Here is an 11121-nt window from a genome sequence, read left to right as displayed (position 1 = left end):
CGTGTCAGTCTTTCGTGAGGTAGCCGGCAATTTCGAGGCCGTAGCCTGCAGCCATGCTCGGCATGCGGCGGGGCGTGCCGAGCAGGTTCATCTTGTGCACGCCGCATTCGCGCAGGATTTGCGCGCCGATGCCGTAGCTGCGCAGGTCCATGCGACCGCGTTCGGGCGCTTGCGCGGGACGCGCGGTACCGTCGAATTGGGCCAGCAGCTCGCCGGCCGTTTCGCCGCAGTTCAGCAGCACGGCCACGCCTTTGCCTTCGTTGGCAATGTGCGCCAGGCTGGCGTCAAGGCTCCAGGAGTGCAGCGAGCGGTTGATTTCGAGCGCGTCGAGCACCGAGAGCGGCTCGTGCACGCGCACCGACACCACGTCGTCCGGCGCCCACGTGCCGCGCACCAGCGCAAGATGCACGCCGCGGCTGGGCTTGTCGGTGAAGGCGTGGGCGGTGAAGGTGCCCCACGCGGTCTGGATTTCGCGGCAACCGACTTTTTCAACCAGCGATTCGGTGCGGCTGCGGTGCTCGATGAGCGCGGCAATGGTGCCGATCTTGAGCCCGTGCTCGGCCGCAAAAATCTGCAGGTCGGGGAGGCGCGCCATGGTGCCGTCTTCGTTCATCACCTCGCAGATCACCGAGGCGGGCGAGCAGCCGGCCATGGCTGCGAGGTCGCAGCCGGCTTCGGTATGGCCGGCGCGCATCAGCACGCCGCCGTCCACTGCCTGCAGCGGAAAGATGTGGCCGGGCTGCACCAGGTCGCTGGCCACGGCATTGCGCGCCACGGCGGCCTGCACGGTGCGGGCGCGGTCGGCGGCCGAAATGCCGGTGGTCACGCCTTCGGCCGCCTCGATCGAAACGGTAAAGGCGGTCGAATGCTTGGCGCCGTTGCGGGACACCATGGGCGGCAGCTGCAGCCGCTCGCACATTTCGCGCGAGAGCGTGAGGCAGATCAGCCCGCGTGCATGGCGGGCCATGAAGTTGATGGCCTCGGGCGTGATGTGGTCCGCGGCAATGACGATGTCGCCTTCGTTCTCGCGGTCTTCCTCGTCCACCAGGATGACCATGCGGCCGGCGGCAAGCTCGGCTACGATCTCCTCGACCGGGGAAATCGGCGCGGGTGCCCGCGAACCGCGGGGCGCGCCGATGGGGGTGACGGAGGCGTTCATTCAGCGGTGTCCTTGGAATACGTGGAAGGAGTTGGCACCAGGACGCCGGCCTGGAGCATGCGCTCCACGTAGCGCGCCACGGTATCGATTTCGAGATTGACCTTCGAGCCGGCCGTGAGGCTGCCCAGGGAGGTGTTTTCGACGGTGTGCGGAATCAGGTTGATGTTGACTTCCGCGCCGTCTTCGATGTCGCTCACGCTGTTGACCGTCAGGCTCACGCCGTTGATGGTGATGGAGCCCTTGTAGGCCAGGAAGCGCGCCAGTGCGGGCGGCGCGACCACGCGCAGCTCCCAGCTTTCGCCCACGGGCGCAAAGTGGCTCACCGTGCCGATGCCGTCGACATGGCCCGAAACGATGTGGCCGCCCAGCCGGTCGCTGGCGCGCAGCGCCTTCTCGAGGTTGATGCGGGCGCCTTCTTCGGTGAGGCCGGCGGTCTTGTCGAGCGATTCGGCCGAAATGTCGATGGTGAACAGCTGCTGCGCCGGATCGAGGGTGGTCACGGTCATGCAGGCGCCGTTGAGCGCAATGCTGTCACCGAGGCCTACATCGTCGAGATATCCGTCGGGCACCGAAATGCCGAGTCTTTTGCCGTAGGAGGAGGAGGGGCCGAGGTCGTGGATGGCGGCGATGCGCCCCACGCCGGTAATGATTCCGGTGAACATTTGCACATTTTCGCAGATGCGGGGGCCCTCGGCCTTTCCGCGGCGCTTTGGCCGTGCAATCCGCCTCCGCTGGCCGGGGCTGGACGCTAGAAGCTGTCGCGCCCGCGCACCCGCGAGACGACCCGAAGGTCGGGCCCGAGCATCTGCACAGACTTGAATTCGAGCGCCAGTGCGCCTTCCAGCGAGGTGAGCGGCCCTTCGGCGTGCAGGTGGCTCGCCATGTCGAGGCCGCTGCCGATCAGCTTGGGCGCCAGGTACACCAGCAGCTCGTCGACGCAGCCTTCGCGAATGAGCGAGCCGTTGAGCTTGTGGCCGGCTTCGACGTGCAGTTCGTTGACGCCGCGCGCTGCCAGGTCTTGCAGCATGGCGGCCAGATCGACCTTGCCGCTTGCATTGGGCAGGCAGGTCACGGTGGCGCCGCGTGCCTCCAGGGCGGCAGCGCGGGCTTCGTCGCGGACAGCCGCGTAAATCCACACCGGACGGCCTGCTATGAAAACATGAGCATCGGGCGGCGTCTGCAAGTGGCTGTCGACAATCACCAGATGCGGCTGCCGCGGCGTCTCGATCAGTCGTACGTCCAGCCGGGGGTTGTCTTCGAGCACCGTGCCCACGCCGGTCAGCACCGCGCTGGCGCGAGCGCGCCACGCGTGGCCATCTGCGCGGGCGGCCTCGGAGGTAATCCATTGGCTCACCCCGTTGGCAAGGCCTGTCTTGCCGTCGAGCGAGGCCGCCACCTTGAGACGCACCCAAGGCAGCTTGCGGACCATGCGGCTGAAGAAACCGATGTTGAGTTCGCGCGATTCTGCCGCGCCGGGGCCGGTTTGCACCTCGACACCTGCTGCCCGAAGACGGGCGAAACCCTGCCCGGCGACCAGCGGGTTCGGGTCAGCAAGCGATGCCACGACCCTGCCGATGCCGGCCGCGATCAGGGCGTCGCAACAGGGGCCGGTGCGTCCGTGATGCGAGCAGGGCTCGAGCGTGACGTAGGCGGTGGCGCCCACAACCGAATGGCCCTTGGCCGCCGCATCGCGCAGCGCCATCACTTCGGCATGCGGTCCGCCGGCTTGCTGCGTATGGCCCTGGCCCAGCACACGCCCGTCTGCATCGCACAGCACGCAACCCACGCGCGGGTTGGGATCGGTCAGCAACAACGCGGCCGAGGCCAACTGCAATGCGGTGGCGATGTGCTGCGCGTCTTGTTCGGGGGAAGGCATGGACTGCGAGAAGAATTAATTAACACCGGAGCCGCTGGATCATACGAGCGGCGGTCAAAAGCGGACGAACGGCAAACGGGCTGCCAGGAGCCGCGCCTACGCTCCAGTTTCGATGCAGGAATAAAGAAGCAACCGAAGTTGCAGGACGGGGGAGGACATCGAAAAATGGCTACATCAAGGCAGGCCTCCACGGGCTTTTCGCTCGTGGAGGTACTCGTTTCCATTGCGGTGCTGAGCCTCGGTTTGCTCGGCTCCATCGGCATGCTGCTCACGGCTGTGCGAACGGGCAAGGAAGCCGCAACGTTCGCTGCGGCAGTCAACCTTGCTCGCGACCTCTCGGAAAAGGTTCGCATGAATCCGGGCGTCGCGGCCAGAAACGACGCGGCCAATACTTACCTCGTCGTCAACTGGAGCGCGGATTCCGGTACCGGCGGTGCCTCGGGTGGATGCGCGGCGGCCGGAGGGGCTTGCGATCCGGAAGGCCTCGCCGCTTGGGACATGGACGAATGGATGCGCCGCGTTGCCAAGGCACTGCCCGGTGCCCGCGTCAGCGTGTGCTTCGACGACAACCCTTGGAACGCGTCGGCCGGTGAATACGCATGGCCATGCAGCCAGTCAGGCCGCAATGTGGTCGTCAAGCTCGGCTGGGTGCCGCACGCCGACGCTGCGGACGCAAAGCACGGCGGCAAGCCGCAGCGTGAGCTTCCGCCTCGCCTGGTGATGCAGCTGGTTTCCGGCTAGGCGAACGGCTGCCATGCGAGCCCCTTATCACCCAATGCGCCTGCGCCAGTGCGGGATGACCTTGGTCGAATTGATGGTCGCCGCCGTGATTGGCCTGATGGTGGTGCTCGCCGCCACGGCCACCTTCCTTGGCAGCCGGCAGCTCTTTGCCGCCAATGCGGAAGCGCAGTCGGTGGAAGATTCACTGCGGTTCGCGGCTGCCGTGGTCAGGGGCATGGTGCGGCAAGCCGGCTATGCCGACTACGCACCGGACCGCGTCGGCTCCGACGGCACCGTGGTCATCGGCAGCAGCGCAAACCTGATGGCCTCGGCCGACGATCCATCCGACCTGGACATCGTCGGCGCGAGCAATGCGCGGGTGAGCTTCACAGGCGAAAGCCACGGCAGCCACAACAGCAGGGGCGTGAACGGAAGCGACTCGCTGCGGGTGCGGTTTTTCGGCCGCAGCCGCGCCGGAGGCGGCGACACCGAGCCCGACGGCACCATGGTCGATTGCATGGGCATCGCCCAGCCCGGGCCTGCTGATGGCGAGCCGTCGCTCGCCGATCGGGCGTGGAGCTTCTTCTTCGTGGCCGAAGCTGCCGACAAGGAACCCGAGCTTTACTGCAAGTACCGCAGCGACAAAGAGGGTGCGTTCAGGTCCGAGCCGCTTGCGCGCGGCATCGAGGTGTTCAAGGTCGTCTACGCCTACGACGGCAATGGCGACAGCGTGCCTGAACGCTGGCTCGATGCTGCACAGCTGGAGGCGCTGGCGGGCTCCACCGCCGGCATCAACAGTGAGTGGCGCAAGGTGGTCGGTCTTCGCATCGGCATGGTGGCGCGCAGTGGCCCCGGCATTGGTGGAGCCCAAACGCAGGTCGAACGTCTTTACCCCGTCGGCGCCGACTTTCCCGGCGTGAGCTTCATGCCGCCGGCGGACGGCAGGTTGCGACGCACCTCCACCTTCACGGTCATGCTGCGCAACGTCATGAAGGAGCCGGCACCATGAGCCGGAGCGGCCCTTCGCCGCAGCGAGGCTTCTCGTTGATCGTGGTGCTGTTGATGCTGCTCATTGCGATGGTGCTGGGCATTGGTGCTGCGCAAGTCTCGCTCGTAGGCGAGCGAAGCGCACGCAACGACCGCGACACCGAAATCGCGTTCCAGGCCGCCGAAGCTGCGCTCGTCGACGCCGAGCGCGACGTGCTCGGCCCGAACCAAGGCGCGGCGCAACGCCTGTGTGTTTTCAACGGCAGGGATGTCTCGGCCTTTGTCGCGGGATGCGGCGGCACGGGCATTCACCAAGGGTTGTGCGCCCATGCCGAAGACGGCGCCAAGCCGATCTGGATGACTGCTGATTTCGCAGCCGAAAGCACAACGTCGGTCGCCTACGGCACCTTCACCGGACAAAGCTACGCCACTGCCAGTGAGGCCGCAGGCGCCCGCGGCGGCGCGCTCTCCGCACGCGCGCCGCGCTACATCGTGGAAGCGGTGCGCAACCACGGCGGGTGGCAGTCCAGTCAGCTGCAGAGCGCAAGTGCACGAAACGCCTCGCATCTCTTTCGCATCACGGCCATCGGCTACGGCGTGCGGGACGAGACGCAGGTAGTGCTGCAAACCAATTTGTACAAGCCGGCCGCCAGCCCGGGTTGCCCGTCCTGACTTCCCCTCTTTTTTGCTGAAACGGAATCCGAATGCGTTCTCCTGAAAGTCGCTTGTGCCCGGCGGCAGCTGTTGCCGCATGGGTGCTCTGCATCGGTACCTCTGTATTTGCAGCGGACAGCGGCGTGGCGCCGGCTGTAGATCTCCCGAGCGAGCCGCTGTCTTCCATGGCGTCGCGCGTCGATGCGAACATGGTGATCGACCTTGCGCTGGAGTTCTCGAACACCGGTGCGGCCTATCGCGGCAGCTTCGACTGGAAGAAGGTCTACCTGGGCTATTGGGATCCGATGGCCTGCTACGGCTACGCCCCCGCCGATGGCTACTTCAAGCGCGTGGCTCCGGCAACCCGACTTGAAGGCGGCGAGATCGCGTGCGCGCATCAATGGAGCGGCAACCTGTTGAACTGGGCCGCCACGTCCACCGTCGACGTGCTGAGGCTTGCATTGACAGGTGGCGACCGGGTGGTGGACGAAGCCGACCGCACCGTGCTGCAACGTGCGGTGCTGCCGCAGGATTTCTATCGCAGCAGCCACTTCCCCGACAAGGCCGTGACCGGCAACCTGGACAAGCTCACGCCGCTGGTGGCGGGCAGCAGCAATGGCTTGCGCGCGGCGGGCACTCTTCACTTCAATCACTGCGCTGACCGCATGTTCGTCGGACCGAGCGCAAGCGGCAGCTGCGCCAGCCCCGGCACCGACCAGCAATACGGCCCCGGCGCGGCAAGCGCTCCTTACTTCGCGCGGGTCGAGGTCTGCACTGCAGCCGAAGCCGCGGTGCGCGGCGGACTTTGCGTCAAGTACCCGAGCGGCAACTTCAAGCCCGCAGGAGAGATACAGCGCTACGCGGACCGGCTTCGTTTTGCCGTGTTCGGCTATCTGCTCGACAACGACCCGGCCCGCTATGGAGGTGTGTTGCGCGCACCGGTGAAATATGCCGGGCCGAGAAAGCTGGAGGCGAAGCTCGACAGGGTAGACAACCCTCAGACCGAATGGGATGCGAAGACCGGCGTCTTCCTTGCCGATCCGATATCCACCGCGCAGGGCGGCAGGTCCGGCGGCGTCATCAACTACCTGAACCGGTTCGGCAGGGCAGGTGCGTACAAGAAGTTCGACCCCGCGGGCGAGCTCTACTACGAATCGCTGCGCTACCTGCAGGGCAAGGTGCCCACGCGGGATGCAATGGCGGGTATCGCCGCCATCGACGATCCGCGAAAGGACGGGCTGCCCGTCTACAACGACACGGCGCAGTGGCGCACCGATGGCCACAAGAATTGGGACCCCGTGGGTGCCAGCTGCCGCAAGAACTACATCCTGGCGATAGGAGATCTGGAAACGCACGGCGATCGTTCATTGCCCGGGCTGCCTGGCGGCGGCCGCGGCTTCAGCAACGCGTCGTTCGAGCCCGACACGTCCTACTGGACCCGCCTGGTCGGCGCGTTCGAGAACCGCGAATCGCTGTCCTATACCCACCCTTCGGGAAAGACCGGTCTTGCAACGACCGGAAACCGCGGCCTTCCGGCCTTCAACTACAAGGGCGGCGCGCAACTGACGGCGAGCACCATTGCAGCTGCGGAAACAGGTGCCGACAAGGGTTCGTTCGGCATGGCGGGGCTGGCCTATTGGGCGAACACGCAGAAGATTCGCGCCGACTATCCCGACGTGCGGGTCCAGACCTTCGGTGTCGACTTGGACGCGGGCGGGCAGGGGGCCGTCGGGCAAGCGCAGCGCGGCAGCGCGCTCTATCTCGCGTCGAAGTACGGGGGCTTTGCAGACAGCAACGCGGACGGTAATCCGTTCAGGGTGTCGACCAGCAGTGGACAAGCCGACACGACGGGCAATTCCGAATGGGCTGAAGGCATTGATGACGACGGCCAGCCCAAGCCGTCCAACTACTTCCTGGCAGGCGAGCCGCGGGAATTGCTCGGCGTGATCCACCGGATCTTCGAGTCGGCAGCGGCACCGCCAGGCGGGCGGACGGCCGACGCCGCCATTTCGTCGGACCGCATCGCGGAAGCCGGGGGCAGCCTCTACGTGGCGCGGTTCAGCGGACGCCGCTGGTCGGGCACGCTGCTGTCGTACCCGCTGGCTTACGACGCGGCTGCGGGCACGGTGCGCCAGGCCGATGAGCCCGCGTGGGATGCGGGAGCCCTGTTGACCGGCAGCGCATCGGCTCAGCCGGTACTTGCTGCACGCGATCCCTCGGACAGGAACATCTTCACCCTTTCGTCGGCCGGCAGAGGCACGCCTTTTCGCTGGGAGTCGCTCGACAACGTGGCGAGAGGCCAATTGAACTCCACGCCCTATGCGACGCCGTCGGCATCCGATGCATTGGGCGCCGACCGCGTGGCCTATCTGCGCGGGGACCGCCGCAAGGAAATGTCGGCACCGGGTGGAATGTTCCGCGTGCGTGACTCGGTCATGGGCGATGTTGCCAATTCGAACCCGCTGTTCGTGGGCGCGCCGGGCCCGCACTTGCAGGATGCCGGCTATGGCCGGTTTCTCGAAGCGAACAGAGCGCGGCCCTCGGCGGTGTATGTCGGCGCCAACGACGGCATGCTGCACGCGTTCTCGGCCGCCACGGGAAGCGAGCTCTTCGCCTACGTGCCACGCGCGGTGTTGCCGAAGCTCGGGGGCTACAGCTCGCCAGACCATGTGCATCAATCCTATGTCGATGGATCCCCCGCCGCAACGGAAGCCAGGATGGCCGACGGCAGCTGGAAGACTGTGCTGGTTTCCGGAATGGGTGCTGGAGCCACCGGTGTCTTCGCGCTCGATGCTTCCGATCCCGGTGCGTTTTCTGCGGATAAGGCACTGTGGGAGTTCACGGGGCTCGACGATGAGGACATGGGCCACGTGCTTCAGGCGCCGCGGATCTTGAAGTTCCGCCTCTCCGCGCCCACGCGCTCCGGGGCCGCGGCCCATGCCTGGTTCGCCGTGGTTCCCTCGGGCTTCAACAACGCCAATCCGGAGAGGCGCGGGGCGCTGTTCCTGCTCTCGCTCGACAAGGCCGCCGGCGCCGCTTGGAAGCGCGGTGTCAACTATCACAAGATCGTGTTGCCGGCTCCGGCGGACAAAACGATTGTGAATGCCCTCGGCACTCCGGGCGACTACGCAGCCGCGGATGGATCGGTGCGCTGGCTGTACGCCGGCGACACGCAAGGCAACCTGTGGAAGTTCGACTTCACCGGCCGTGCGCCATGGAACGAGGACAACGCACTCGGCTTGAAGGGGCAGCCGCTCATGGTCGCGATGTCGCCCGGAGCGGGCGCAAAGCGACAACCCATCACCGTGGCGCCGGAAGTGGGGGCTGGGCCGAACGGCGGCGCCGTCGTTCTGTTCGGCACCGGCAAGTTCATGAGCCCTGAAGACATCGGCAGCGCCAGCCATGCGGTGCAAACGCTCTACGGCGTGTACGACTCCGGCACAGCCATCCCCGCGCACGAAACGCGCACGCAGCTTCAGCCGCGCACTGCGGCCGCCGCCGCCGGCCAGCCGTTGCCGGCCATCGTGGGCGAGCCCTTCGTCTATGGCACGGGCAGCCGCAGCGTGGCGAGCCGCCGCGGCTGGTATTTCGATCTTCCCGGGTCGCTCGATTCTGGCGAGCGGCAGGTGACCCGGCTGGCGCTCAGCGACGGCTATCTGTTCTTCAACACGCTGATACCGAATGGCGATGCCTGCGGAGTAAATGGTGGCGGCCGCAGCTGCGCGGTCAATGCAATGACAGGGCTTTCGACGGGTGGGACCTGCGTGCCTTCAACGGTGGGTTTGTTGTCGTCGCCTTTGCTCGTTGCGCTTGGCGAAGGGGCCTCTGCCTCACCCGATGCGTTTGGCCGCCGTTCGGCAACGAAGAAGCTTTCGGTGATCAACGCCGGTTCTGGAGGCGGCCCTGGCGGGGCCGCCATTTCGACTGTGCAGCCGGTGGAAGGCGGCCAGGTTTCGCAGGTGGCCGGGCGCCTGAACTGGCGCCAGATCGTCGATTTTCAGGGAGCGAAGCCATGAAGGCCACAAAGCCGGCAAACGGCACCGCCAGACGCATTCATGGCTTCACGCTCATCGAATTGATGATAGCGGTCGCGATCCTCGCCATCCTGGCCGCCATCTCCTATCCGTCGTACCTGGACTTCATGCGCAAGGGCTGGCGCACCGAAGCGCGCTCGGCCCTGATGCAGCAGATGCAGCAGCAAGAGCGGCAGTACACCATGGCCGGGCAGTACAAGCGCTACGAAGGCGGATCCGGCGAGGGAGGTGCGGGCGGCAAGTACCTCGTCGAGAGCGGCAATTGCGAGGGGCAGGGCACCATCGAGCGCTGCATCAGGCTCACGGCCACCCCGAAGCCCGGCTACGCCGATCCGGAGGTTGGAGCGCTCTGGATCGACAGCATGGGAGACAAGGGCTGCAATGGCGCAGCGGGGGCCAGGTGCTGGCAATGAGACACGGCTGGCGATGGTCGATGGGGGCGAGTGTCGCGTCGGGCGGCTTCACCCTCGTCGAGCTGATGGCCGTGGTGGCCATCATGGCAATCCTGGGTTCGATCGCCGTTCCCTCGTTTCGCGACCTGCTGCTCAACCAGCGGCTTGCCGCTGCTTCGAGCGGTTTCGTGGCCGCGCTGAACCTGGCCCGCACCGAGGCCATTCAGCGTTCGCAAAAGGTCCATGTGGGCGCGCTCCAGCGAAGCGACTGGTCGAGCGGCTGGGCCGTGCAGGCAGGACCCGAAGGCGCAATGCACACCCTGCGCAAGTTCGAAAAGCTTCCGAGCGGGGTGAGCGTCGACGCGGCACTTGGAGATGGATTCGTGCGCGGGCTGGACTACGACAGCAATGGCTTCTCGCGCCGGGCGGGCGGCACGGGCTTCGGCGCCGGATGCCTCACGCTGAAGGCCGAGTCGGGACGAAGGACGTCGATCGTGGTGTCGGCGTCGGGTCGTGCCAAGGTCTGCAACCCCGACCTGCGAGGTGAGTGCGGAACCGGCGCTTGCGGCAGCGGGGGCAAATGAGTTAGGTGCTCAGTCCCGGCATTTGATGGATCGAATCGATGATGAATCGATCTGGCTGAGAGCCCTGTGGAGGTCTGTGAACCACCTATGACCGGCTCGCTACGCAGTAAGAGGCAATCCCGAGATCTTGGTTATTGCCGGCAATCGGTGCGTGTACAACTTGCCCAGATCCGCGTTCGTCACAAGCCGCTCGAAATGCTCAAGTGCGATGCTCAGAAATTCGACTTTGTTTGCATTCACTCGCCTATCACCCACCTCCAGCGCCTTCAAAGCACTGATCCAGTACCAGACCGTTTGGTCATTCTCCTCGCAGGGATAGGCGTACCACAGCGGGATTTTGAACAACCGCTCGAATGCGACGGCCCGGCGTACCTCCGCATCGAGCGTGAGCGTGTATCCCACGGGCCGCTTGGAGAGTGTTTGATTTTTCACGTCGATAGCAATCAGGCCGATCGATTCCAGCAGCAATAGAAAGTCCGGACGCTTCACATGACTCGAGAACAGAGTGGCGAAGGATTCCGGGTTCTGACAGATCGAGACATGCGCTAGCCCCTGGGCATTCAGCCACACGCGCAGATTCATTTCCCCATCGAGTCCTTTGGCGACTCTCTCGGCATAGTCCATTTTTTGTTTCTCCCTGACTCAGACGCTCAAGTGTCCGGCCCCTCGAATATGCCTGATTCATGTCATTCAATTCGGGATGCCTTGCATGCTC

10 protein-coding genes are annotated in these 11121 nt (G+C 65.5%); 6 read left to right on the top strand and 4 right to left on the bottom strand.

Annotation, left to right across the window (positions count from 1 at the left end):
• Positions 1 to 4 precede the first annotated feature (4 nt).
• The 3 genes from ribBA to ribD form a co-directional block, all read right to left on the bottom strand.
• The gene (ribBA, locus tag M0765_RS26120) at positions 5 to 1159 is read right to left on the bottom strand and encodes a bifunctional 3,4-dihydroxy-2-butanone-4-phosphate synthase/GTP cyclohydrolase II (RefSeq protein ID WP_258507000.1); all 1155 of its coding nucleotides are present in this window, start codon (positions 1157 to 1159) and stop codon (positions 5 to 7) included.
• The gene (locus tag M0765_RS26115; protein ID WP_258506998.1) at positions 1156 to 1821 is read right to left on the bottom strand and encodes a riboflavin synthase; all 666 of its coding nucleotides are present in this window, start codon (positions 1819 to 1821) and stop codon (positions 1156 to 1158) included. The genes ribBA and M0765_RS26115 overlap by 4 nt, the downstream gene beginning before the upstream one ends.
• A gap of 86 nt (positions 1822 to 1907) precedes the next feature.
• Positions 1908 to 3035 carry a bifunctional diaminohydroxyphosphoribosylaminopyrimidine deaminase/5-amino-6-(5-phosphoribosylamino)uracil reductase RibD gene (gene ribD / locus M0765_RS26110; protein WP_258506995.1) on the bottom strand — a complete coding sequence of 376 codons (1128 nt, stop codon included), beginning with the start codon at positions 3033 to 3035 and terminating at the stop codon, positions 1908 to 1910.
• Between the two features lie 165 nt (positions 3036 to 3200).
• Between ribD and pilV the strand changes: the two genes are divergently transcribed.
• The 6 genes from pilV to M0765_RS26070 all read left to right on the top strand — a co-directional run bounded on the left by pilV (position 3201) and on the right by M0765_RS26070 (position 10406).
• On the top strand, positions 3201 to 3776 hold the full coding sequence (pilV, locus tag M0765_RS26105) for a type IV pilus modification protein PilV (protein WP_258506994.1): 576 nt from the start codon (positions 3201 to 3203) through the stop codon (positions 3774 to 3776).
• Positions 3777 to 3789: 13 nt separating this feature from the next.
• A complete protein-coding gene (locus M0765_RS26100; protein ID WP_342456047.1) occupies positions 3790 to 4764 on the top strand; it encodes a PilW family protein in 975 nt (324 codons plus the stop codon).
• Positions 4761 to 5414, top strand: a complete 654-nt coding sequence (locus M0765_RS26095; RefSeq protein WP_258506992.1) for a pilus assembly PilX family protein — start codon at positions 4761 to 4763, stop codon at positions 5412 to 5414. The genes M0765_RS26100 and M0765_RS26095 overlap by 4 nt, the downstream gene beginning before the upstream one ends.
• Before the next feature lie 167 nt (positions 5415 to 5581).
• Entirely contained in the window at positions 5582 to 9412 is a 3831-nt protein-coding gene (locus M0765_RS26090; RefSeq protein ID WP_258506991.1) for a pilus assembly protein, read from the top strand.
• Complete coding sequence (locus M0765_RS26080; RefSeq protein ID WP_274708815.1) at positions 9409 to 9843, top strand: type IV pilin protein; 435 nt, start codon at positions 9409 to 9411, stop codon at positions 9841 to 9843. Before M0765_RS26090 ends, M0765_RS26080 begins: the two co-directional genes overlap by 4 nt.
• A complete protein-coding gene (locus M0765_RS26070) occupies positions 9840 to 10406 on the top strand; it encodes a GspH/FimT family pseudopilin (protein WP_274708814.1) in 567 nt (188 codons plus the stop codon). The genes M0765_RS26080 and M0765_RS26070 overlap by 4 nt, the downstream gene beginning before the upstream one ends.
• Positions 10407 to 10505: 99 nt before the next feature.
• On the opposite strand, the gene M0765_RS26065 is transcribed toward M0765_RS26070, so the two are convergent.
• A complete protein-coding gene (locus M0765_RS26065; RefSeq protein WP_258506987.1) occupies positions 10506 to 11030 on the bottom strand; it encodes a hypothetical protein in 525 nt (174 codons plus the stop codon).
• Positions 11031 to 11121: the final 91 nt, after the last annotated feature.

Source organism: Variovorax sp. S12S4, from assembly GCF_023195515.1.
In the GTDB taxonomy this organism is placed as follows: Bacteria; Pseudomonadota; Gammaproteobacteria; order Burkholderiales; family Burkholderiaceae_C; genus Variovorax.
The sequence above is the reverse complement of the archived record's forward strand: the minus strand, read 5'-3'. Positions and strand labels throughout refer to the sequence as shown.

Excerpts from the sequence above, each read along its gene's own strand:
- ribBA (WP_258507000.1), bottom strand. The coding sequence starts at position 1,159 with ATGAACGCCTCCGTCACCCCCATCGGCGCGCCCCGCGGTTCGCGGGCA.
- M0765_RS26115 (WP_258506998.1), bottom strand. The coding sequence starts at position 1,821 with ATGTTCACCGGAATCATTACCGGCGTGGGGCGCATCGCCGCCATCCAC.
- ribD (WP_258506995.1), bottom strand. The coding sequence starts at position 3,035 with ATGCCTTCCCCCGAACAAGACGCGCAGCACATCGCCACCGCATTGCAG.
- pilV (WP_258506994.1), top strand. The coding sequence starts at position 3,201 with ATGGCTACATCAAGGCAGGCCTCCACGGGCTTTTCGCTCGTGGAGGTA.
- M0765_RS26100 (WP_342456047.1), top strand. The coding sequence starts at position 3,790 with ATGCGAGCCCCTTATCACCCAATGCGCCTGCGCCAGTGCGGGATGACC.
- M0765_RS26095 (WP_258506992.1), top strand. The coding sequence starts at position 4,761 with ATGAGCCGGAGCGGCCCTTCGCCGCAGCGAGGCTTCTCGTTGATCGTG.
- M0765_RS26090 (WP_258506991.1), top strand. The coding sequence starts at position 5,582 with ATGGCGTCGCGCGTCGATGCGAACATGGTGATCGACCTTGCGCTGGAG.
- M0765_RS26080 (WP_274708815.1), top strand. The coding sequence starts at position 9,409 with ATGAAGGCCACAAAGCCGGCAAACGGCACCGCCAGACGCATTCATGGC.
- M0765_RS26070 (WP_274708814.1), top strand. The coding sequence starts at position 9,840 with ATGAGACACGGCTGGCGATGGTCGATGGGGGCGAGTGTCGCGTCGGGC.
- M0765_RS26065 (WP_258506987.1), bottom strand. The coding sequence starts at position 11,030 with ATGGACTATGCCGAGAGAGTCGCCAAAGGACTCGATGGGGAAATGAAT.